Annotated in this window: 22 protein-coding genes and 1 pseudogene; 13 read left to right on the top strand and 10 right to left on the bottom strand. The window is 38.9% G+C overall.

Annotated elements, in window-relative coordinates:
- Positions 1-73: 73 nt before the first annotated feature.
- Positions 74-880 (bottom strand): twin-arginine translocase subunit TatC, encoded by an 807-nt coding sequence (tatC, locus tag MMG00_RS10410; protein WP_242148058.1) that lies wholly within the window; start codon positions 878-880, stop codon positions 74-76.
- A 29-nt stretch (positions 881-909) separates the two neighbouring features.
- On the bottom strand, positions 910-1,695 hold the full coding sequence (locus MMG00_RS10405) for a cytochrome C assembly family protein (RefSeq protein ID WP_242148057.1): 786 nt from the start codon (positions 1,693-1,695) through the stop codon (positions 910-912).
- A gap of 128 nt (positions 1,696-1,823) precedes the next feature.
- Here MMG00_RS10405 and ffh point away from each other — a divergent pair, with 128 nt between their 5' ends.
- The 3 genes from ffh (at position 1,824) to MMG00_RS10390 (ending at position 4,894) form a co-directional block, all read left to right on the top strand.
- Positions 1,824-3,173 (top strand): signal recognition particle protein, encoded by a 1,350-nt coding sequence (gene ffh, locus MMG00_RS10400; protein ID WP_242148055.1) that lies wholly within the window; start codon positions 1,824-1,826, stop codon positions 3,171-3,173.
- Positions 3,174-3,391: 218 nt separating this feature from the next.
- Complete coding sequence (locus MMG00_RS10395; RefSeq protein ID WP_242148051.1) at positions 3,392-4,426, top strand: S49 family peptidase; 1,035 nt, start codon at positions 3,392-3,394, stop codon at positions 4,424-4,426.
- 15 nt (positions 4,427-4,441) lie between these two features.
- Positions 4,442-4,894, top strand: a complete 453-nt coding sequence (locus tag MMG00_RS10390; protein ID WP_242148049.1) for an HAD domain-containing protein — start codon at positions 4,442-4,444, stop codon at positions 4,892-4,894.
- A 114-nt stretch (positions 4,895-5,008) separates the two neighbouring features.
- On the opposite strand, the gene MMG00_RS10385 is transcribed toward MMG00_RS10390, so the two are convergent.
- Complete coding sequence (locus MMG00_RS10385) at positions 5,009-7,066, bottom strand: OPT family oligopeptide transporter (protein ID WP_242148047.1); 2,058 nt, start codon at positions 7,064-7,066, stop codon at positions 5,009-5,011.
- Positions 7,067-7,450: 384 nt separating this feature from the next.
- Here MMG00_RS10385 and MMG00_RS10380 point away from each other — a divergent pair, with 384 nt between their 5' ends.
- Positions 7,451-8,062: a hypothetical protein gene (locus tag MMG00_RS10380; RefSeq protein ID WP_242148046.1), complete on the top strand. Its 612-nt coding sequence runs from the start codon at positions 7,451-7,453 to the stop codon at positions 8,060-8,062.
- A 256-nt stretch (positions 8,063-8,318) separates the two neighbouring features.
- Positions 8,319-9,122: an integrase core domain-containing protein gene (locus MMG00_RS10375; RefSeq protein WP_432805935.1), complete on the top strand. Its 804-nt coding sequence runs from the start codon at positions 8,319-8,321 to the stop codon at positions 9,120-9,122.
- 413 nt (positions 9,123-9,535) lie between these two features.
- Here the strand turns inward: MMG00_RS10375 and MMG00_RS10370 are convergent, their stop codons facing one another.
- Together MMG00_RS10370 and MMG00_RS10365 are read right to left on the bottom strand one after the other, a co-directional pair.
- Positions 9,536-9,931 carry a methylglyoxal synthase gene (locus tag MMG00_RS10370; protein ID WP_242148042.1) on the bottom strand — a complete coding sequence of 132 codons (396 nt, stop codon included), beginning with the start codon at positions 9,929-9,931 and terminating at the stop codon, positions 9,536-9,538.
- A 149-nt stretch (positions 9,932-10,080) separates the two neighbouring features.
- Positions 10,081-11,508 (bottom strand): alanine/glycine:cation symporter family protein, encoded by a 1,428-nt coding sequence (locus MMG00_RS10365; protein ID WP_242148040.1) that lies wholly within the window; start codon positions 11,506-11,508, stop codon positions 10,081-10,083.
- 268 nt (positions 11,509-11,776) lie between these two features.
- Between MMG00_RS10365 and MMG00_RS10360 the strand changes: the two genes are divergently transcribed.
- Together MMG00_RS10360 and MMG00_RS10355 are read left to right on the top strand one after the other, a co-directional pair.
- Positions 11,777-12,580: an integrase core domain-containing protein gene (locus MMG00_RS10360; RefSeq protein ID WP_242153261.1), complete on the top strand. Its 804-nt coding sequence runs from the start codon at positions 11,777-11,779 to the stop codon at positions 12,578-12,580.
- Positions 12,581-12,683: 103 nt separating this feature from the next.
- Positions 12,684-13,757 (top strand): annotated as a pseudogene (locus MMG00_RS10355) (IS3 family transposase).
- Positions 13,758-13,768: 11 nt separating this feature from the next.
- Here MMG00_RS10355 and MMG00_RS14155 read toward each other — a convergent pair.
- Positions 13,769-13,900 carry a hypothetical protein gene (locus MMG00_RS14155; protein ID WP_255836757.1) on the bottom strand — a complete coding sequence of 44 codons (132 nt, stop codon included), beginning with the start codon at positions 13,898-13,900 and terminating at the stop codon, positions 13,769-13,771.
- A 351-nt stretch (positions 13,901-14,251) separates the two neighbouring features.
- Here MMG00_RS14155 and MMG00_RS10350 point away from each other — a divergent pair, with 351 nt between their 5' ends.
- The 6 genes from MMG00_RS10350 (at position 14,252) to MMG00_RS10325 (ending at position 18,219) form a co-directional block, all read left to right on the top strand.
- The gene (locus MMG00_RS10350) at positions 14,252-15,511 is read left to right on the top strand and encodes a D-amino acid dehydrogenase (RefSeq protein ID WP_242148038.1); all 1,260 of its coding nucleotides are present in this window, start codon (positions 14,252-14,254) and stop codon (positions 15,509-15,511) included.
- Positions 15,512-15,625: 114 nt separating this feature from the next.
- A complete protein-coding gene (locus MMG00_RS10345; protein WP_242148036.1) occupies positions 15,626-16,078 on the top strand; it encodes a GNAT family N-acetyltransferase in 453 nt (150 codons plus the stop codon).
- A 165-nt stretch (positions 16,079-16,243) separates the two neighbouring features.
- The gene (locus tag MMG00_RS10340) at positions 16,244-16,804 is read left to right on the top strand and encodes an alpha/beta hydrolase (protein WP_242148034.1); all 561 of its coding nucleotides are present in this window, start codon (positions 16,244-16,246) and stop codon (positions 16,802-16,804) included.
- Positions 16,801-17,052 (top strand): alpha/beta hydrolase family protein, encoded by a 252-nt coding sequence (locus MMG00_RS10335; protein ID WP_242148032.1) that lies wholly within the window; start codon positions 16,801-16,803, stop codon positions 17,050-17,052. The genes MMG00_RS10340 and MMG00_RS10335 overlap by 4 nt, the downstream gene beginning before the upstream one ends.
- Before the next feature lie 48 nt (positions 17,053-17,100).
- Positions 17,101-17,832 carry an HAD-IIB family hydrolase gene (locus MMG00_RS10330; RefSeq protein ID WP_242148030.1) on the top strand — a complete coding sequence of 244 codons (732 nt, stop codon included), beginning with the start codon at positions 17,101-17,103 and terminating at the stop codon, positions 17,830-17,832.
- A 9-nt stretch (positions 17,833-17,841) separates the two neighbouring features.
- Complete coding sequence (locus MMG00_RS10325; RefSeq protein WP_242148028.1) at positions 17,842-18,219, top strand: hypothetical protein; 378 nt, start codon at positions 17,842-17,844, stop codon at positions 18,217-18,219.
- A 107-nt stretch (positions 18,220-18,326) separates the two neighbouring features.
- Here MMG00_RS10325 and folB read toward each other — a convergent pair whose 3' ends face one another.
- The 4 genes from folB to pheA form a co-directional block, all read right to left on the bottom strand.
- A complete protein-coding gene (gene folB / locus MMG00_RS10320) occupies positions 18,327-18,728 on the bottom strand; it encodes a dihydroneopterin aldolase (RefSeq protein WP_242148025.1) in 402 nt (133 codons plus the stop codon).
- 208 nt (positions 18,729-18,936) lie between these two features.
- Positions 18,937-19,692 carry an IS5 family transposase gene (locus tag MMG00_RS10315; protein ID WP_242148023.1) on the bottom strand — a complete coding sequence of 252 codons (756 nt, stop codon included), beginning with the start codon at positions 19,690-19,692 and terminating at the stop codon, positions 18,937-18,939.
- A gap of 69 nt (positions 19,693-19,761) precedes the next feature.
- The gene (locus tag MMG00_RS10310; protein ID WP_242148021.1) at positions 19,762-20,205 is read right to left on the bottom strand and encodes a GNAT family N-acetyltransferase; all 444 of its coding nucleotides are present in this window, start codon (positions 20,203-20,205) and stop codon (positions 19,762-19,764) included.
- A 289-nt stretch (positions 20,206-20,494) separates the two neighbouring features.
- Positions 20,495-21,586 (bottom strand): prephenate dehydratase, encoded by a 1,092-nt coding sequence (pheA, locus tag MMG00_RS10305; RefSeq protein WP_242148019.1) that lies wholly within the window; start codon positions 21,584-21,586, stop codon positions 20,495-20,497.
- Positions 21,587-21,710 lie beyond the last annotated feature (124 nt).

The raw sequence follows: 21,710 nt of genomic DNA, 5'->3' as shown, positions 1-21,710 counted from the left end.
TTAGCCTGTTATTATAGCACTTCTATAACTTTATCCACAGATAAATCGGTGATTTTTGCAACTGTTTAAGAGATTACTCTTGAGGTTTTTCTGTCATTTCATGATTTGTCTCAAGGGATTCATCTTCCCCTTTTTCTGCGCGGCGTTTTTCAATACGTTTACCGATATAGAGTCCGATCTCAAAAAGAAGGAGTGCAGCGGTTGCAAAGATGATCATTGAGAAGGGATCTGGTGGCGTTGCAATGGCAGATACCGTAAAGACACCGACTATAATGTAGGGACGTTTTTTAGTTAAACTTTCGGTTTTTAAAATACGTAGAGAGACTAGAATAATTAGCACAATCGGTATTTCAAAAACAACGCCAAAGAAGAAGAATAAGCGAAGAACAGTGGAAAGATATTTACTGATATCCGTTGCAATCTCAACACCGCTTGGCGCAGAGCCTGACAGAAACTTAAACATCACCGGCATCACAGCGTAGTAAGCAAAAGCCATTCCAAGATAAAAGAGCAGAACGCTAGTAAAAATAATGGGGAAAGCGACCTTTTTCTCATGCTGATAAAGCCCGGGGGCCACAAAGCTCCAGACTTGGTATAAAACCCAAGGAATGGCGATAAAGAAAGAGACCCAAAGGGTGAGTTTAATTGGCACAATAAAGGGGGCAATAACATCTGTTGCAATCATTTTTCCACCTTCAGGAATGACTGAAAGCAAAGGTGTTGCCACAAATTGATAGATATCATTTGAGAAGTAAACAAGACAAACAAAGACAATTAAAATCCCGATCCCCGCGCGAATAAGTCTATCTCTTAATTCAATAAGGTGATGGATAAAGGTCTGTTCTTTAGTAGAGGTGCTATTGCTGTTGCTATTGGTCATAGTGGTCATGTATTAAACGTGGTTAAAGCTTAAAGAGGCTCGGCAAACATATATTCTTGAATTAAGCGAGTACCGGTAATCCCAAGCAGTAAAATAATGGCGGTAAGGAGAATAAACTTGGTTGCAGCTTTTCCTCGTAATCCATAATAATGATGGGCAAATAGTATGCCTCCATATAAGATCCACGCAAGCCCTGTTAATACCGTTTTATGGATAAAGTGTGGGCTAAACCATTGATCGAAGAATGCAAAACTGGTTAATAAACTGATAGTTAGCACAATAAAACCGATTAAAAGGAGTCTAAAAAGCAGTAACTCCATCCGCATAATTGGTGGTAATTTGTGCGTTATTGATTTTTTTTGCTTCAATGCTCGATCTCTTAGGTAGACTAAAAGTGCTTGAATAGAAGCCATTAAAAGAATTGCATAAGCGACAATTGAGGTTAAAATGTGCGCACTTAGCCAAGGAGAAGGGGTGCTAAAGCTCACTTCGTTGGTATGAAAGAGTGAAAGGGCTTGCACGATTGTGGCAAAAAAGGTGAGCCCTATAGCGGTATTTAAATGTCTTCTAACATAGGGAATAATGATCAGTAGCATGATAAATACGGCAACTGAGAGCGCTTCTATGGCACTTACTTGTTCAAAGTCGCCCTGAGCAATTTGGTAGCTTAGAAGAGTTCCTTGCGATAAGATACCGGCAATTAGCGTGACAAAGCTCAGCTGTAAACACCAATTTTGCCCCTTTTTACAAAGAGCGCATAATAAGAAGAGTGTTGACAAAAGATAGAGTCCAATATTGAGTGTTACTAACGTCATGGTCTTAAGATTCTTACCTTTTTATATCTAGGAGGGAACTTTAAACAAGTCCCTATTTCAAGTAAACTATACAGTGATTTTACTAGAAATTTCACAAGAAATATAAATAAAAGCTAAAAAGGGTTTTTATGTTTGAGAATTTAAGTGATCGTTTACGACAAACGATGCGCTCGCTGCGTGGGCAAGCGAGATTAACAGAGAGCAATATTCAGGATGCGCTTCGTGAAGTCCGTATGGCGCTCTTAGAGGCAGACGTTGCCCTTCCTGTAGTACGTGAGTTTATTAATCAGGTTAAAGAGCGTGCGGTAGGGCGTGAAGTGATTGATAGCCTTAATCCTGGGCAAGTCTTTATTAAAGTGGTTCATGAAGAGCTCATCAAGATTATGGGTGAGAGTAATGAATCTTTAAATCTTCGTGTGCAGCCACCGGCTATTATTTTAATGGCGGGGTTACAAGGTGCGGGTAAAACCACAAGTGTGGGAAAACTAGCGCGTTTCTTAAAAGAGCGTGAGAAGAAGAAAGTTGCGGTTGTGAGTGCGGACGTTTACAGACCTGCCGCTATTGAGCAACTTAAAACGGTTGCGGGGCAAGTAGGTGCTGAATTTATCCCTTCAACGGCGAGTGAAAAGCCGCAAGATATTGCTCGAAAAGCGGTAGAAAGTGCTAAGCTCATGAACGCTGATGTCTTGATTGTCGATACCGCAGGAAGACTGCATATCGATGATGAGCTGATGGGCGAAATCAAAGAGGTTCATGCAGTACTGGATCCTGTTGAAACGCTCTTTGTTGTCGATAGTATGACAGGGCAAGATGCGGCAAATACGGCAAAAGCCTTTAATGATGCACTGCCTTTAACCGGGGTTATTCTCACAAAAATTGATGGGGATGCGCGTGGTGGTGCGGCATTATCAATTCGTCATATTACCCAAAAACCGATTAAGTTCCTTGGGGTGGGCGAAAAGCTTGAAGCATTAGAGCCATTTCATCCTGATCGCTTAGCTTCACGTATTTTGGATATGGGTGATGTGTTATCACTTGTTGAAGAGATGGAATCAAAAGTTGATCGTGAGGAAGCTGAAAGAATCACCAATAAGTTTAAAAAAGGGGAAGGCCTTGATTTAAACGACTTTAAAGCGCAGATGGAACAGATGCTGAATATGGGTGGAATTAATACGCTTTTAACTAAATTGCCGGGAATGGGGGACATTGCTGAAAAAGCAAAAGGGAAAGTCGATGATAAGATCTTTGTGCAAAAAATTGCGATGATTAACTCAATGACGCCGGCAGAAAGAGCAGATCATAAGCTCATTAAAGCGCCTCGCCGTAAACGTATTGCAGATGGTGCTGGGGTGAATATTCAAGAGGTGCATAAGCTCCTTAAAGAATTTGATCAGATGCAGCGCATGATGAAGCAATTTAAAGGGGGTGGTGTTCGTAAGATGATGCGCTCTTTAAAAGGTAAAATGCCGCGCCGTTAAGCCGTTTAGAAATTAAAGTAATCAATCGCTAAGAGAGACATTGTTATCGATGTCTCTCTTTTTTATGCCGGCAGGTTTTAGCGATATTGAGATAGCGTCAATCCCCATTGTGAGGGTAGAATAAGTTTGATAATGCGCTTTATTGCGTTGAGTATTATCTGATTCTTTAGTTAAATGAAGCTGTTAGATCTACCTGTTTTTACAAAAGGACCCCATAAATGAGTGAGTTTCAATCACAAGGCAGACCACCACAATTAGATGGACAAGCTATTAGTCATCATTCTTCTAGCATTGATAATACGCTATTAACCAAGGCTTTAGCCGATGCATTAAATAACGCAACGGTAGAATCAAGACGTAAAAGACGCTGGAATATTTTCTTTCGGATAATCTTTTTATTGATTTTTATCTTGATAGTCCTTGGATTTATCGGGGCTAAGGGACTTAGTAGCAGTGGTATTCAAATGGATGAACAAGGAAATATCATTACCCGTTATACGGCAGTGGTCGATGTTAAAGGGATGATTGCAGATAATAGCGAGGCAAGTGCTGCAAGAGTGATTAATGGGATTCAGCGGGCTTATAAAGATCCTAATGTTGCCGGTATTGTGCTACGGATTAATTCAGGCGGAGGCTCGCCGGTGCAAAGTGGCTATGTTTATGATGAGATTAACCGTTTACGGTCATTACAACCTGATAAACCGATTGTGAGTGTGATTGAGGATATTGGGGCATCAGGCGCGTATTATATTGCTGCTGCAACCGATAATATCTATGCGGATAAAGCAAGTTTAGTGGGTTCCATCGGTGTTACTGCTGCGAGTTTTGGGTTTACTGGCTTAATTGAAAAAGTAGGGATTGAGCGCCGCCTTTATACTTCAGGTGAACATAAAGCCTTTTTAGATCCTTTCTCTCCACAAAACGCCATTGAAACTGCCTTCTGGGAAGAGGTACTTACAGGCGTTCATGATCAGTTTATCGATGCCGTTGAAAAAGGGCGTGGTAAACGTCTTAATGTTCGAGATAACCCTGATCTTTATAGCGGTTTAATCTGGAATGGAGAGCAAGCTTTAGAAATTGGTTTAATTGATGGCTTAGGCTCAACCGCAACGATCGCACGCGAAGAGTTTCAAGCCCCTTTCTTAGTCAATTTTACAGTTAAGGATGATCCTTTTGAGAAGATGATGAAAGAGCTTGGCATGGGGGTTGTTTCCGGCGTTAAAGCGGCTTTCCCTGAAGTAGAATGGCGATAGTCTAAGGCGTGTAGCGTGAAGCTGTTTCTAGATATTGATGGCGTGATGGTTCATGCAAATCCTCATCGTAAGATCGATCATGATGAGGATGGATTTTATCGTTTTGATATTCGTGCAATGGAAGCATTAATGTATCTTTTGGCTAATATTGATATTGAAGAGATCATTTTATCAACCTCTCATCGTTTCAGTTTTTCGCTCACAGAGTGGCAACAACTACTCTCTAATCGCGGAATCAAGATTCCTATTATTAGTCGAATTGAATCGGTGATGACACCTCAAAAATCACGTTGTGAAGAGATTCAGGATTGGGTTGATCATCGACATCTAAAGGTGGATCAAATTCTTATTATAGATGATGACCACTCACTTAATGGTTTGCCCAGTGATATTAAAGCGCGTTTAATTTTAACGAGCCCTTATGTGGGATTAAGAATGAGGGATATTGAGGAGTACCTCTCTTCATAGCGGTAATAAAATCCTGATTTTTAGCGGTTTTAAGATAAAATAAAAGGCTTTAAGATGTCTCTTAAAGCCTTTTTAAGTATCTAATTTTGATGATATTAAAATTGGATCATTTCTTTATTTTTTTGCCGCTGAAAGTGCGCGTCTTACAAAGATCACTGCCACAAGGATAAAGATAAATAATCCTAATAATTGTTGAACCATCGGTGTTGAACTACCAAAGATCTCAGTCATGCTACCCAAAAGTGATAATGGGGCATTTTTACGATCATCCGAAATGGCATCAACGTTCATGCTCACTACAATAATTGCCGCCATGATAACGCCGATTAAGCTCTCACCAACAATAAGGCCAGATGCGATAAGGGCACTTTTGCGGTCAGCTTTGCGATTCTCTTCATTACGAGTCTCTTCTGATTCTTTTGCAAGGCGTTTATGTACTGCGCGCTTGATAATCCATGAGAGTAGACCCCCGATAAAGATTGGCGTTGTAATGCTTGGTGGAAGATAGATTCCCATGCCTACCGCAAGTGCTGGTAAACGGAATTTTGAGCCACTTTTTTTAAGGAAGAGATCTAAAGCAATCACTACCGCACCGATGATAAGACCAATAATAATCATGGTCCATTCAAGGTTGTGGGAGAAGATACCCGTAGAGATCGTCGCCATTAATGTCGCTTGTGGCGCTGCCAATACTTGGGTAGGATCCATATCCGCTCTTGGCATTGCGCCTGTAAAGCCATAGGCTTGATAGAGAATATCTAAAATAGGGGCAATAACAATCGCTCCAACAATACAGCCAATTAAGAGCGCCACTTGCTGACGCCACGGTGTTGCGTGCACAAGGAAACCTGTTTTAAGGTCTTGTAAGTTATCATTTGAGATACTTGCAATGGCAACGACAGCACTTGTGGTGAAAAGGGCTAAGGCTGTGGCAAATTTTTTCCCATCAGCTGTTTCCATTAAGCCGCCGGCTTCCCCGACTACAAGGAGTAAAAGTGCAACAATCGTTACGGCAACAATCCCAATACCAGAGATAGGGCTTGCCGATGATCCGACTAATCCCGCCATATAACCACTTGCTGCTGCAACTAAAAAGCCCATGATAAAGGCAAAGATTACAGAGATAACCACTAAAGTCCAAGCAAATCCTGTGGAGAGATTTGCATCAGCGATAAAGGTATAGAAGGTTCCCAGTAAGATCACCAGCATTGCGATCATGATCATCAGGATCGTTTTAGGGGAGAGATCTTGCTCGGTACGGTTTGCAGAGTTACCTGTTTCTCCCGTTAATGCACCAAGTGACATCTTAATCCCTTCAACAACGGGTTTAAAGAGCGTTAAAAGCGTCCAAAGTGCCGCAATTGCTAAAGTACCTGCGCCAATAAAGCGAACATCTTCTGCCCAGATTTTTGAAGCAATGGCAGAAGCTGTCATATCTGCTGGGAAATCCCCGATGCTACTTAAAATAGGAACCGCAACCCCCCACGCCATTAAGGCACCAATGATAATTGCAACAGAAGAGACAATTCCAACTAAGTAACCGGCACTCATTAATGCAAGAGAAAAGCCCATCGGAATTTGAATAACCGCTTTACCTGCAACAGCAAAATAAGATGCGCTCCCCGCTAAGATTCTAAAACCGCCGGTAAAGAGTGTGACAACGGCTGCAATTGCACTACCAAAAAGAATATCTTTAAGACCTTCTTTAGAGGAGCTCTTACCATTGCTATCGACTTCTTCACTACATCCTGCTTTTAAAATTTCAGCTGCGGCAACGCCTTCTGGGTAAGGTAGATCGCTTTTAACAACCATGACATGGCGAAGGGGAATTGAGAAGAGAACCCCAAGCATTCCACCAGCGGCGCAGATAAAGAATGTCATCATGAAGTGAAAATCACTCCAGTAGCCAATCATTAAAAGTCCAGGGATTACAAAGATAATCGAAGAGAGGGTGCCGGCAGCTGATGCTTGGGTTTGCACCATGTTGTTTTCTAAAATGGTGGAATCTGCAAAGAGCTTTAAAACAGCCATCGAAATGACAGCTGCAGGGATTGCAGATGAGAAGGTGAGTCCAACTTTAAGACCAAGATAGACGTTTGAGGCGGTAAATATTATCGTGATTAACGCTCCAAGGATCATTCCCCGGAGCGTCAGTTCTCGCATTTGATTCATGACGATCCTTCATTAAGAGTTCAAAAGATAATTTAAAAAAAGATTTAGTCTACTATTGATTTTGGCGAGTTGCACGCAAATAGGCGCTTTTTTTGGATCAGGTCAATCATTTTTTATGAAGGATATCGTTAGAAAAAGAAAAATATAGGATTCTAGGTAAATGAATATGGATGTTTTTTTAGCTAAAAACTTTTAAAAAGCGATATGGATAGAAACTCAGCGCTTCTAAATGTATTTGTACCTAAGAGGGGGATTAAAGAAATATTAAAATCGATTTTAAAAGTATCTATTAATCGCTTTTATAATATTTTTACCAATATTGAATATTAGTGAATTAGAATACGATAGTTCTATTTTAGTTGTTAATTTAATTGGAGAAGGTATATGTCTGCGGATTTCACCGGTCACGGATCTCAAAACGATGCTCACAGGTTTTCAACAGACACAATCAATAATGCGATTGCAGAAGGTTATAATTTTCCTGTAAAGGAGGTAATTTTAAAAGCATTTTCAGGCATTAAGGGGTTAAAGTTTAAATTCTTTTTATCCGGCATCATCATTCTTTTAGTTTTTTTTGCGCTCTTTTTTTTAATGGCACAATTGATACCAATGCCGACATCTATATATCGCATGGATTTTAGATATGCCGCATCGGACCTTTTGATAATGAGTGTCTCTCTTTGGGGGATATATATTGTTCTCTCATTGGTAAGTATGATTTTTACCGGCGGAATGACACTGATTGTTATGAGGCATATTCGTCAAGAAGACAATCCTCTTATACCGGGCTTATTTGGCTTTTTCCCAGATGCGGGTAGAGTTTTTATGGTGTGGTTATTATGGAGTATTTTTACATTAATCATCCCTTATGGCTTAGCTTATCTAATGAGATATAGCCACAATGAAACACTGCAAGTAATTATTTCTATCACTATTTTAATTGTTATCTTGGGAATTAGCTTACTATTCTTTTGTCTTTTATATTATGGCAGATAATCCTGGAATGGGCTTTTGGCAAGTAATGGAGAGCTCAAGGAAGCTTGTGATGGGGCGATTATTAAAGCTAGTTATTTTTTATATCGTTTTTATGATCTTAATATATATATTGTTCGTCGTGTTCTTTTTTGTAATTGTCCTTGTTATGCAATTATTAATGGGCGGAATGAACCCTTTTATGATCACGCAAGGGCAAATGTTCCTTTATATGTAGGATTTTATCGCGTTGTTTACAGTATTAGGAGAAAATACTGTTATGAATATCCATCGAAAAACAAAATTAACGCCGTTTCATCGAGAAGAGATTTGGCGATTACATCATCAAGAAAAATTTACCGTAACCTATCTAGCTGAGCGTTTTATGGTAAGCAGACCTACGATCTATAAAGTACTAAAACAAGGTAGATTGAACTTGTTTGTGCCATTAGCTAGTAAAAATGAACGTTATAGAACAATTAAGTATAGCATTAAACGTCTTGCAAAGATTGAAAAATCTATTGAAGAGAAACTTAAAAAGAGGGCTAAACGTTATAACAAAAACTATCCTGGCGAGATGGTCCATGTGGATACTAAACGGCTCCCTCTTTTAAAAGGGGATCTTAAAAATCGCACTAGAGAGTATTTATTTGTAGGAATTGATGATTTTTCAAGAGAACTTTATGCCGGTATTTATCCTGATAAATCACAGTTTAGTGCTGCTGAATTTCTTCGATGGGATCTGTTAGAACAGTGTCCCTATACTGTAGAATGCACCTATTCGGATAATGGTCGTGAGTATAAAGGTACATCAGAACATGCCTTTGTCGAAATGTGTCTAACACATAAGATTAATCAAAAGTTTACAAAGCCAGCTTGCCCTCAAACGAATGGAAAAGCAGAAAGAGTCATTCGAACACTCATGGAAATGTGGCATAATCAGGAGGAGTTTATCAGTTCAGATGATCGGAAAAAGAAGCTAAAACGATTTTTGAACTATTACAACACAGTAAAACCTCATAAGGGTATTAATGGTTTAACGCCTTATGAAGTTTTAGAAAATTATTTTAACACTGAAGTGTAAACAACCCGCCGATTTCTAACACTTATATGTTGATCCCTTATCTATTACTATTTATCGCTTCATTATGGATTTTACCTTTTATTTGGTTAGTGCATAGCATGATTTATATGTATCTTTTAAATGATCCTTCTGTCAGAAAAGAGGCGCTGTTTTAAGAGCAGTAAAATCGGTTTAAAAGTCATTGAATTAGATTATTAGAGTATCGGTTATGAGAAGCGTAAGAGTCTGCATTGTGAAAGCTCGTTTGATGAACACTACAGCGCTTTATTTTTAAAAATAATGTTTCTTAAATCAATTCGACTATAGATATATCAATAGGTATATTGCTTTAATAAAAAAGTCGCACCTAAATGGGATGCGACTTTTTATTTGTGAAGATAATATGTTGTGTAATAGTGATTATGATCTATTTCCTAATGATCATAATCATTATCGATCAAGATGGCTTTCATTAATAAGCTTGCGGTTGCCGTATTGCAAGCGATAGGAATATTGTAGAGTGTTGACAGGCGGATTAAAGCCTTCACATCAACATCATGTGGCATCGGGGTTAATGCATCAGTAAAGAAAATGAGCATATCAAGTTTATCGGAGCAGATCATTGAACCGAGTTGCTGATCACCGCCTAATGGCCCACTTTTAAGACGAGTGAGGCTAAGATCAGGGTATGCTTCTAAGATGTGTTGTCCTGTGGTTCCGGTTGCAAAGAGCTCATGCTGACGGAAGTAGGGGAGATAATCACCAACCCAATCGACAAGGAGTTTTTTCTTTGCATCATGTGCAACAAGACCAATGGATAGTGGTTTCATAAATATCCTCTTGAAAATGAGATTAAACTTTGCCTGATTGTACCTTTTTTTTGTGACGAGAACTTGTCTAATATCGCTAAAATCAAAAAAGCACTATTAAAAAGTATCAATAATGCTTTTAGGGGATTTTTTTTAGAGAGGTAAATAGATTAGAGCTCTTTTTTATGCCATTTGAATTTGTTAAGAAGTGGAATGTTTTCTAAGCGTAAACCTGATGTTTCCATCACCACAATCGGTGCTAATAGAAAAAGTGCCGTAATATTGGGTAATACCATTAATCCATTAAAGAGATCAGCTAATTGCCAAACAACATCTACTTGGATAAAGGAGGCACTAAAGATCCCAATGACCGCCAATAGCTGGAAAATTGGTACCGCCGCTCTGCTTTTAAAAAGATAGCGGACATTGGTTTCAGCATAATAATACCAACCAATAATGGTGGAGAATGCAAAGAAGAAGAGGGAAAATGCAATAAAAATACCGCCCACAGAGCCAAAAACAAGCTCATAGGCATATTGGGTAATCGTAATCCCTGTGCCATGACCTTCAAAGAAGCTTAAAAAGGAAGGACCCGTTGCGCCCGATGCTTCCCAACCCCGAATACCTGATGTGATAATAACAAGGCCTGTAAGGGTGACAATAACTCCCACAACAAAGACCCCCATCATCGCAATATAACCTTGTTCTTCTGGTGTTTTAACTTTTGCTACGGCATGGGCATGTGGCGTTGACCCCATTCCTGCTTCGTTAGAGAAAAGTCCACGAGCAATTCCAAGACGCATCGCTTGCTGAATCGCAATACCTGCGCCGCCGCCAAGTACCGCTGCAGGGTTAAAGGCGGCTATAAAGATCATTTTAAAGGCAGGTAAAATAAACTGATAGTTCATCGCAAGAACAATGATCGCCCCTAAAAGATAGAAAAATGCCATGGAGGGGACAATTTTTTCGGTAAAAGAGGCAATGTTTTTAATACCACCAATGACGACAAATGCCACAAGTACTGCCACAATTAGCCCTGTTGCCCATGTTGGAATATGCAGTGACTTCTCAAAAGCTGAGGCGATAGAGTTTGATTGCACCATGTTACCAATTAAGCCAAGCGCTACAATGATAAGAACAGCAAAGAGTACTGCTAGCCACTTAATACCTAAGCCTTTTTCAATATAGTAAGCAGGGCCACCCACGGCTTGCCCTGTACGATCTTTTGTACGGTATTTTTGTGCTAGCATCGCTTCAGCATAAATGGTTGCCATTCCAAAGAATGAAGAGACCCACATCCAGAAAATCGCCCCAGGACCTCCGGCGATAATTGCGGTAGCAGGGCCTGCTAAGTTCCCAGTCCCCACTTGCCCTGCAATAGCCGTTGATACTGCTTGGAATGAGCTCATTCCGCTTTTATCGGCTTTTTTTCCTGATAAGGTAAATTTAGAAAATAGGGCGCTTAGCGCTGTTTTAAATTTTCGTATCTGGATGCCTTTTAATAGAAATGTATAGAAAATCCCAATTCCACAAAGGAGATAGACAAGAAGGTAATCCCAGAGAATCGTCTGGATCGTTGTCAAAATTGACTCAAACATACTTCAAATAAGCCCTGCAAAGTAATCATTAAAAGAGAGAGAGATAGATTGAATCAGAGGAAAAGCTAATAAAAACCAGGGGGAGTTGGGCTTTATGTGCGTTATTTCTTCTTTAAGATCTCATCTATCTCTAAAAGCGATCATTATAAGCATAAAATATGAAATATAGAAGTCATCGCAATAAAAAAAGCGCTCTAGAAGCGCTTTTTTATCTATTAAGATGTAGGATTTTATCGCGTTGTTTACAGTATTAGGAGAAAATACTGTTATGAATATCCATCGAAAAACAAAATTAACGCCGTTTCATCGAGAAGAGATTTGGCGATTACATCATCAAGAAAAATTTACCGTAACCTATCTAGCTGAGCGTTTTATGGTAAGCAGACCTACGATCTATAAAGTACTAAAACAAGGTAGATTGAACTTGTTTGTGCCATTAGCTAGTAAAAATGAACGTTATAGAACAATTAAGTATGGCATTAAACGTCTTGCAAAGATTGAAAAATCTATTGAAGAGAAACTTAAAAAGAGGGCTAAACGTTATAACAAAAACTATCCTGGCGAGATGGTCCATGTGGATACTAAACGGCTCCCTCTTTTAAAAGGGGATCTTAAAAATCGCACTAGAGAGTATTTATTTGTAGGAATTGATGATTTTTCAAGAGAACTTTATGCCGGTATTTATCCTGATAAATCACAGTTTAGTGCTGCTGAATTTCTTCGATGGGATCTGTTAGAACAGTGTCCCTATACTGTAGAATGCACCTATTCGGATAATGGTCGTGAGTATAAAGGTACATCAGAACATGCCTTTGTCGAAATGTGTCTAACACATAAGATTAATCAAAAGTTTACAAAGCCAGCTTGCCCTCAAACGAATGGAAAAGCAGAAAGAGTCATTCGAACACTCATGGAAATGTGGCATAATCAGGAAGAGTTTATCAGTTCAGATGATCGGAAAAAGAAGCTAAAACGATTTTTGAACTATTACAACACAGTAAAACCTCATAAGGGTATTAATGGTTTAACGCCTTATGAAGTTTTAGAAAATTATTTTAACACTGAAGTGTAAACAACCCGCCGATTTCTAACAATTAAGATCTGTAATCCTCCCTAGAAATAATACCGATCATAAGTAGAATTTTCTCGTATTATTTACTCAGGAGAAATTAACTATGAAAAAATCAAAATTCACAGACTCACAAATTATGTCGATCTTAAAACAGAATGAATCTGGCGTGAAAGTCCCAGATTTATGTCGAGAATATGGCATTAGCTCCGCAACATTTTATAAATGGCGCTCAAAATATGGGGGTATGGATGCGTCAATGATCACTCGGCTAAAAGAACTCGAAGCTGAGAATGCAAAACTCAAGAAAATGTATGCCGAAGAGTGCCTTAAATCCCGTATTCGCAAAGAAGCCTTAGAGGGAAAGTGGTAAAGCCGTCTCAACGAAAAGAGATGGCTAAAGCTGTTTTAAAAACTCAAAATGCCTCTATTCATTTGATTTGTGAGATATTTGGAATTAGCAAAACGACTTTTAACTATCAGGGCAAAACTAGCTCAGAAAACAAACTCATTGAAATGTGGTTGCTAAGGTTAACTAAAACTCATAGGCGCTGGGGCTTTGGCTTATGTTTTGATTATTTAAGAAATATTTAAAATATTCCGATGGAATCATAAACGAGTTTTGAGAATTTATCGGGAGTTAGAACTTAATCTCAGAATTAAACCAAGAAAACAAATTGTTAGAAAGCGTCCAGAAAAACTAGGTTTAGCGACGGATATTAATCAAATATGGTCGATGGATTTTATGTCTGACAGCTTGCGAAATGGACGTTATTTCAGAGCGTTCAATGTAATTGATGATTATAATCGGGAAGGACTTTGCGTGGATATTGATTTTAGTTTACCGACAGAAAAAGTGATTCGCTCTTTAAAGAGAGTTATTGAGTGGCGAGGAAAGCCTGCGGCGATTCGATGTGATAACGGTCCTGAATATATTAGCCAGAAATTAATTGATTGGGCCAATTCCGAGAAAATTACCTTGATCTATACTCAGCCTGGAAAACCTACACAAAATGCCTATATTGAACGGTTTAGCAGAACAGTAAGGGAAGAATTACTATAGAGCTATCTGTTTGAAACGATCAATGAAGTACAAATTTATTCTACAAAATGGCTATGGAGTTATAATAACGAAAGGTCAATAAACCAAGGAAAATCTTCTACTTTTGGATGGTATTAAAAAGGAGAGGATTACATTTCCTCATCAACAGAAGCTCGAGTAGCGACTTTAGCAATTCCTGTAGGATCAGGTCTACGTACAAAGTCACGGATTTCAGTTGAGCTACAAGCCGTTATTATTAAAACCGCTATAGTTGTTATCAACGCCTTGATAATATTCAGATAAAACATCACAATAATAATTATAAATGGATTATGAAAATATCAAGAATTTTGTAAAAATTCGTTTTGGTGTATCAGGTGACATGACTTGGCACAAGAAAGCTTAAAATTATTCCGCTAAATCATTGTTTATTTACTATGAAGATAGACAAAGCGCAAGATATTGATGAAAGATTTTCAGCTCTGCTAAGGAAGCCTGTATAATGTGCCTGCCACTTATCTATAATGATTATTGGATATCCTTTTTGAAGATAGATAGGCAAATGAATTTATAGGTATGATTTTTTTGAATCAATTATCCACAGGATGTTATGTGATAGGGGGAGCTTGAACATGCAAGTATTAGTATTAGGAAGTGGTGCAGTTGGAACATCACTCGCATATTATTTAGCGAAAAAAGGTTTTAAAGTCACGGTTGTTGATCGTCAAGATGGCGCTGGGCTTGAGACAAGTTACGGCAATGCAGGTCAAATTTCTCCAGGTTATTCATCCCCTTGGGCGGCACCAGGTATTCCGATGAAAGCTGCAAAATGGATGATGCAACGTAAACATGCACCACTTGCGATTCGCCCAACTTCAAGCATGAAGCAGTATAAATGGATGATTGATCTTCTTTTAAACTGTAATGAGAAGAGTTATGCCAAAAATAAAGCCCGTATGGTGCGTGTGGCAGAATATAGCCGTGATTGCTTAAAGGATCTTCGTAGTGAACTAGATCTTCATTATGAAGAGCGCACATTAGGCACAACGCAGCTGCTTCGTACGGCTAAACAGATGGAAGCGATTAAGAGTGATATTGCTGTTTTAGAAGAATTTAAAGTCCCGTATGAAGTGTTAGATCAAGAGGGCATTATTGCCGCAGAACCCGCTCTTGCAAAAACAGCTCATAAACTTGCCGGCGGCTTACGCTTACCTAATGATGAAACAGGGGATTGTTATCTCTATACCACTCGTTTAGCGGAGAAAGCAAAAGCGCTTGGTGTGGAATTTAGATTTGGCTGCGTGGTTGAATCTATTGAAGTTCAAGATAATAAAGTGATTGGTGTTTGGGTGGATGGTGAGCGTTTAGTCGCAGACTCTTATGCGGTCTGTTTAGGGAGCTATGGTGCTGAGAAGCTTGCGCCTATTGGCATTAATATTCCTGTTTACCCGCTTAAAGGTTACTCTCTGACGATTCCGATTACCAATTCTGAGATGGCACCAAAATCAACGATCTTAGATGAGACTTATAAAATTGCGATCACCCGTTTTGATGATCGTATCCGTGTGGGTGGAATGGCTGAAGTGATGGGTTACGATTTAACACTCGATCCTCGTCGCCGTGAAACATTAGAGTTTGTGACCAATGATCTCTATCCTGAAGGTGGCGATATTCCTAAAGCGGAATTTTGGACAGGTTTACGCCCAGCAACGCCAGATGGTACGCCAATTTTGGGCCGTGCTAAATATGATAATCTCTTCCTTAATATTGGTCATGGGACATTAGGTTGGACAATGGCAGCAGGAAGCGGGCGTTATGTCAGTGACTTAATTGCTGGCGTTACGCCTGAAATCAGTACAGAAGGTTTAGATATTACTCGTTATAAGAAGTAATTATTCCTATTAGAAATATTGAGTAGACTCAACGATATAAAGGCTAGCGATTGACTAGCCTTTTTTATGGATTTATAACTACGAGATATTATTAACAAGGATGAGATAGTTAGGATGCAAATTGAGCAATTAGTCGATTATAAAAGCGCGCCGATGGAGTTATTATTACTTGCAGATCCGAGTGAAGCGGCCATTGCTGAATATTTGGGAACAAGTATCTTGTGGGTTGCCAAAATTGATGATCAGATTGCCGGCATCATCGTGCTTCAAAAGCTTGATCAGAAGATGCTAGAGATCATGAATCTTGCTGTGGGTGAGGATTATCGGCGCCGAGGCATTGGAAGAAAATTTATTTTTGCAGCATTAGAATATGCGAAAGAAGCAGGGTTTCATTTTGTAAAAATTGCGACTGGCAATAGTAGTATTCACCAGTTAAAGCTCTATCAATCTTGTGGCTTTGTGATTGATCAAGTTATTGAAAATTACTTTTTAGAACATTATTCAGAGCCGATCTATGAAGATGGGATGCAATGTACTGATCGTGTCGAGCTACTTTATACGTTATAAGTTATTAGAATTATTGGTGAGATTTGCTTAGGAATGTTGATTAGGTAAAAGTAAGGGGATTTTAGGAAAACTTTAATGAGAGACGTTAAATACCTTCATAGATCTGTTTTCGTTATCGTGAGATTTCTGTTATCTACCATGATTTTATTGATCTTGGTGGGATGCATGAACTCTCTTTTTTATTTCCCGAATCAAAAAGATTATGAATCAGGGCCCAAGCAGCATAGCCAAGTTTATAGTGATCATTATTGGCAAACGGCAGATGGCGTCACCTTACATGGTTGGCTCATTCCAGCGCAAAGAGAAGGAACTTTGATGGAAGAGGCGATGGGAACTGTTTTATTTGCTCACGGTAATGCTGCCAATATTACAACGCATTATTGGCTATTATCATGGATGCCGAAAGCTGGGATTAATGTTTTTATCTTTGACTATCGAGGTTTTGGTCAATCAAAAGGAAGATCAACCTTTAAAGGTACGGAGTTAGATGCAATTAGTGCTTTACATTACCTTAAAAGTTTAGAGGGGATCGATCCCGATAAGATAATCGCTCTTGGGCAGAGCATGATCGTGATGCTTGGCAAAAATCAAGATTCGGCCGTGAAAGGACTCATTGTGGATGGTGCTTTTTATAATCATCAATCGATTGCAAATTATTATCTGCCAGGCGCTCTGGCTTTTTTGTCTCTAAAGGTTATGGTGCATCCGATTATATTGAGTCCGTGACAGTTCTCATTCTCTTTATTCATGGGCTTGAGGATCAAATCGTTCCTTATCAGCATTCAAAAATGCTATATCAAAAAGCTAATGCACCTAAAGAGCTATATCTTGTTGAGAGAGTAGCACACATATTAACGCTAGAAGAAATTGCCGTACAGCAGAAGATTTTGCAATTCATTAATCAAACATTAGATCAAAGTGCAATGGATTTGGGTGAAGGTCTAAAGATGAAAGAGTATTTATCAAATGAATAAATGGCAGATGGGATGGGCAGAGGAACACCAAATGGAGCAAAGGATTAAATGACCACAGTCGTATTTGATTTAGATGGTACAACGATTTTTAAAGGACAAAAAATGTCTTTGGAAATTGAGGTGGCGATCACAACTTTAAGTCGTGTGAGTGAGGTTGTTTTTGCTTCGGCAAGGCCGATTCGGGATATGTTACCGGTATTGCCGAAGGCCTTTCATGAATTTACCTTGATTGGAGGTAATGGCGCTTTTATTCAGTATGATGGGAAGATTTCTACAATATCTTTTACAGATAGAGAGCGAGCGTTGATTATTGATTTGATCCATCATTATCAGTTAGATTATATGGTCGATAGTGATCGGGATTATGCCTATCGTGGAGATTTGAATCATCCGCTTTATTTGAATGTTGATCCACTTAAGCTTGCAGCAAATCTCCCCTTGAGAGAATTGCCATCCATTGTTAAAGCGGTATTCTTTACGATGGAAGAGGAGATTGTTAATACTTTACTAAGCGCCGATCTTTGTGTGCATCGTCATGGTTCTGAATCATTAATTGTTATCTCTCCTCAAGGTGTTTCAAAGTGGGAAGGTTATCAACAGATTAAAAGCAGTAATTCTTTGATGATGTTTGGGAATGATACGAATGATCTCCCAATGTTTGAGAAGGCTAGTGTAAATTATGTCGTTGGGGATTTGTTACAGGATGTACCAAATGCAAAATATATTGAAGCGAAAGATGTGGCAAGGACAATAACCTGCTTAGCGAGTGAACTGATGTAAAGGTTAGTAATGCCTATTAGAAAAATATTAATAACGATGATTATCGGAATGCTGTTAGTGGCTTGTGATGGTTTTAATCAACCGATTATTGAGACGCAATTTGGAGATCAGCATTTCAAAACATCTATTGCATTAATTGAATTACATAAAGTGCGAACGGGGGATTATCCGGCAGAGCTAAGTGATCTTCAATATATTGGGGATTGGGATACGATAGCGCTCTCATCAGTAGAGTATAAAAAGCTTATCGAGGGTTATGAGCTTAATGTGATTCGGGGTTGGGTTGGCACTCCTGAATTAAGTTATGATCCTAACTTTTGGCAAGGATTGGGTTTGAAGCAATCTAATGTCCAAACATCGAATATTCAAAAGGGTCCATCACAATAAATGCGTGATTTTTTTAAGGGAAAAGAACAATGCCGGCAATAAATCTCCGGCATTTTTAATGACTTTTAAGTCTCTTATGTATCTATACGTTGATTGTGCTTTTTAATTTAAGTTAGTGCAGAATCTAGATAGTGCGCTTTCTCACGATAGATACGAACGCCCACCGCATCTGTTTGGCTGATCGCCTCAAGCTTATTAAGCTCGATGGTTAATGCCGGAATATTAAAGGTTTCGATCAGCTCTTTTGCCAGTTTTTCGGTAAAGGTTTCCACTAGTAAGAATGCCGAGTTTTTAGCAAACGCTTTAATATAATTGCTCACCTTTTCATAATCAAGCGTCAGCGCAATATCATCGTTATTGGCAGCAGGGCGATTATCCCATTCCATCTCAATATTTAAAGTAATTGGTTGGATATTGGTACGCTCATGGGGATAGATGCCGATGATAACATCTAGTGCAAGATTTTTAATAAAGACAATATCAGGTCTTGGGAGGTGGATATTTTGCATAGTGGTTTTTTCTCTGAGTAAAACTGGCGGGTAAAGTAAAGTTCCTTTTAGAAGGGATTATTCTACGGACTTTTAGTAGTTTTGCACAAGAACTCATTGGTAGGTTTATTAGAAGGGCTTTATATGACTAGATCGGATTCTTTAAACTTAAGGAAGGGAAGTTTAGAGAACCTTACTCATTGAATAATCGGTAGAGTCTGTTGAACATTCATAATTTCAACCAAATATAAGCACAGGCTAAAGCAACATTACTGATATGGCTATTTTTCAACTTATCATATCGTGTTGCTATGCCTCTGAAATGCTTTAAAGTTGCAAACATATTCTCGACAACATGCCGAGCTTTATAAATATGCCAGTCCATGTGGGTATTGCCAGATAAGCTGTTTCTTTTATTAGGAATATTAGGGTGAACTCCTTGATGAGATAAGGATTCACTTACTTTTTCAGATATATATCCTCGATCGGCATTTAGTAATTTTGTTTCATTTAAATAAACTTTTTCAATCAGCTCTGGGGCAACTTTGACATCATGAGTTACCCCATCGCTGATTATAAAGTCGAGAGGGTTACCATGAGCATCCACTATAAGATGGATTTTAGTACTATTACCGCCAGCGCTTTTGGCAATAGCTTGAGATTCTAGGCTAGAAGACCTAGCCCTACTTTGGTGTGCTCTGATGTGAGTCGCATCGATGGATAGCCATTCCATATCAGGATCTTGAATTAACATTTTGAATATTTTAGAAAACTTATCAAGCTTGGACCATCGCCTAAAAGCTTTAAAAACCGTATTAGGCTTTCCAAAGCATTCGGGAAGATAGCGCCATTGGCAGCCTGTTTTAAGGCGAAATAAAATGCCTGTAAAAATATTTCTTAAATTTGGTTTGTCATAAATATTTAAATCTAGGAGAATAGGTTTTAGCTTCAACCAAAGCTGGTCATTCAGTAACGTTTGGGGCATAGAATAGAGAGTTTGTAATGTTTTTTTGACGATTACATTTTACAACTCTCTATTTTTTATTCCAAATGTTCAACAGACCCTAAATTGAAACCCTCTCTTTTTATATAAATTAATGGCGCGTTCATTATGGGCAAAGACATGCAGAGAGAGCTTCACGCAACCCATCTCTTTTGCCTTATATTCAAGTGCTTGCATCATTTTCTCACCATAGCCTTGCCCTTGGAAAGCTTCCAGAATTAAAAGATCATAGATGAAGGCAGATTTTTGACCAAGATGATCAAGATGTAACCACGTATATCCAATCATAGAATCTTGAGCACAAATCACAAATAGATGCTCATTATCGGTATCAAGACCTTTTGGCAGTAATTGCTTAAAACTATCTTGCGATTTTTGTAGGGATTGAGCCTCTTCCCAAGTGCCGGCATCCACTTTATCTTTCGCAAAATCAATAATCGCTCTATCAAGAAATTGTTGATATTGCGTTTGGTTCATCGGCTTTAATGTCACCATCTGAGAATTCCTTTGATTATAAAATTGTTGATTAGGTTTAAGAAACGTAGTTTTTAAAACAAAACAGTACAGCGTGTGAAGCAAATAAGCTTGCGCAATGCCGGATAGAACGATTCTTGTGCTTCTCATAGCTGATGTGCCGGCAAGATGATTCAGAGGCTTCCAATCGATTTTACTATATAGGGCGGGAATTTTAAGCAGTCATTAAAAATGCCGGCAATTTAAAAATGACCGGCATTATGTTTGATCAATCTTCTTGTTTGGTATCGACTAGAAATAATTATTCATCTTAGTAGAGAGCAACAGGGTATGAGCCTAAGACCTTAAAGAAAGAGGAGACATCTTCAATCTCTTTTAGTGCAAGCTTTAAACCGTGTTCTTCAAAGTGGCCAAGCACATCAATGAAGAAGACATAGCTCCAGTTACCGTTTTTTGATGGGCGAGATTCAATGCGTGTCATTGTAATATTGTATTTAGAGAGCGGCGCAATAAGATGGAGCAGTAATCCCGGGCGATCATTTGCTGAAACGAGAATCGTTGTTTTATCATTGCCACTTGCGGGAATCCGCTTGCTCCCAATAATTAAAAATCGAGTACTATTGGTGAGATTATCTTCGATGTTTTTCTCTAATATAGGAATATTATAGACTTCAGCTGCTTGTTTGCCACCAAGTGCTGCTGTTCCTGCTTCCTTTGCGGCTCTTTCTACAGCACCGGCGTTTGAATTGGTGGCGATCTGTTCAACATGTGGAAGATGCTCTTCAATCCATGAGCGGCATTGTGCTAAGGATTGAGGGTGAGCATAGAGTGTTTTAATCGCTTTAAGGTCAGTCTCATTTGACATCAAATTTTGATGGATCTTAAGCTCTGTTTCCCCGCAGATATAAACATTAGCGCTTAAGAAGCAATCTAACGTTTGATTAACTGCGCCTTCTGTAGAGTTTTCAATAGGTACAACGCCAAAGTCATATTTTCCTGATTCAACAGCATGGAAGATCTCATCAATAGTACGAATGGGCGTGCGATGAGCAGATCCACCAAAGTGCTTGATAGTCGCTTCCTCAGTAAAGGTGCCTTCAGGACCAAGATAACCAATATTAAGTGGTTTTTCTAAGGATAAGCAAACGGACATAATCTCTCTAAAGAGTCTTGCAATATCGGTATCTGCAATCGGGCCAGGGTTGGCTTTCATCTTATTACTAAGCACTTGCGCTTCACGCTCTGGGCGATACATTTCGGTATCACCGCTGGCAATTTTAATATCGCCAATAGCTTTGGCTTCAATTGCACGTTCATTAAGAAGTCTTAAAATTTCACTATCGATCTGATCAATCGCTTTGCGATGTGGCGCTAAAGGATCAGGTTTTATTTCGTTTGTCATTGTTATTCCATCTTATCAATGAGCGCCATATAGTTACTTGGCGATCTCAATATTCTGCTGGGTTTATCAAAAAGTCCTTACAATATGCTGTATGATTTATGAATACTACTATCAAAACGATAAA

The organism is Ignatzschineria rhizosphaerae (assembly GCF_022655595.1).
GTDB classification, from domain to species: Bacteria; Pseudomonadota; Gammaproteobacteria; order Cardiobacteriales; family Wohlfahrtiimonadaceae; genus Ignatzschineria; species Ignatzschineria rhizosphaerae.
This window is presented reverse-complemented; position numbering and strand designations above follow the sequence as displayed.

Excerpts from the sequence above, each read along its gene's own strand:
- tatC (WP_242148058.1), bottom strand. The coding sequence starts at position 880 with ATGACCAATAGCAACAGCAATAGCACCTCTACTAAAGAACAGACCTTT.
- MMG00_RS10405 (WP_242148057.1), bottom strand. The coding sequence starts at position 1,695 with ATGACGTTAGTAACACTCAATATTGGACTCTATCTTTTGTCAACACTC.
- ffh (WP_242148055.1), top strand. The coding sequence starts at position 1,824 with ATGTTTGAGAATTTAAGTGATCGTTTACGACAAACGATGCGCTCGCTG.
- MMG00_RS10395 (WP_242148051.1), top strand. The coding sequence starts at position 3,392 with ATGAGTGAGTTTCAATCACAAGGCAGACCACCACAATTAGATGGACAA.
- MMG00_RS10385 (WP_242148047.1), bottom strand. The coding sequence starts at position 7,066 with ATGAATCAAATGCGAGAACTGACGCTCCGGGGAATGATCCTTGGAGCG.
- MMG00_RS10380 (WP_242148046.1), top strand. The coding sequence starts at position 7,451 with ATGTCTGCGGATTTCACCGGTCACGGATCTCAAAACGATGCTCACAGG.
- MMG00_RS10375 (WP_432805935.1), top strand. The coding sequence starts at position 8,319 with ATGAATATCCATCGAAAAACAAAATTAACGCCGTTTCATCGAGAAGAG.
- MMG00_RS10370 (WP_242148042.1), bottom strand. The coding sequence starts at position 9,931 with ATGAAACCACTATCCATTGGTCTTGTTGCACATGATGCAAAGAAAAAA.
- MMG00_RS10365 (WP_242148040.1), bottom strand. The coding sequence starts at position 11,508 with ATGTTTGAGTCAATTTTGACAACGATCCAGACGATTCTCTGGGATTAC.
- MMG00_RS10360 (WP_242153261.1), top strand. The coding sequence starts at position 11,777 with ATGAATATCCATCGAAAAACAAAATTAACGCCGTTTCATCGAGAAGAG.
- MMG00_RS10350 (WP_242148038.1), top strand. The coding sequence starts at position 14,252 with ATGCAAGTATTAGTATTAGGAAGTGGTGCAGTTGGAACATCACTCGCA.
- MMG00_RS10345 (WP_242148036.1), top strand. The coding sequence starts at position 15,626 with ATGCAAATTGAGCAATTAGTCGATTATAAAAGCGCGCCGATGGAGTTA.
- MMG00_RS10340 (WP_242148034.1), top strand. The coding sequence starts at position 16,244 with ATGAACTCTCTTTTTTATTTCCCGAATCAAAAAGATTATGAATCAGGG.
- MMG00_RS10330 (WP_242148030.1), top strand. The coding sequence starts at position 17,101 with ATGACCACAGTCGTATTTGATTTAGATGGTACAACGATTTTTAAAGGA.
- MMG00_RS10325 (WP_242148028.1), top strand. The coding sequence starts at position 17,842 with ATGCCTATTAGAAAAATATTAATAACGATGATTATCGGAATGCTGTTA.
- folB (WP_242148025.1), bottom strand. The coding sequence starts at position 18,728 with ATGCAAAATATCCACCTCCCAAGACCTGATATTGTCTTTATTAAAAAT.
- MMG00_RS10315 (WP_242148023.1), bottom strand. The coding sequence starts at position 19,692 with ATGCCCCAAACGTTACTGAATGACCAGCTTTGGTTGAAGCTAAAACCT.
- MMG00_RS10310 (WP_242148021.1), bottom strand. The coding sequence starts at position 20,205 with ATGGTGACATTAAAGCCGATGAACCAAACGCAATATCAACAATTTCTT.
- pheA (WP_242148019.1), bottom strand. The coding sequence starts at position 21,586 with ATGACAAACGAAATAAAACCTGATCCTTTAGCGCCACATCGCAAAGCG.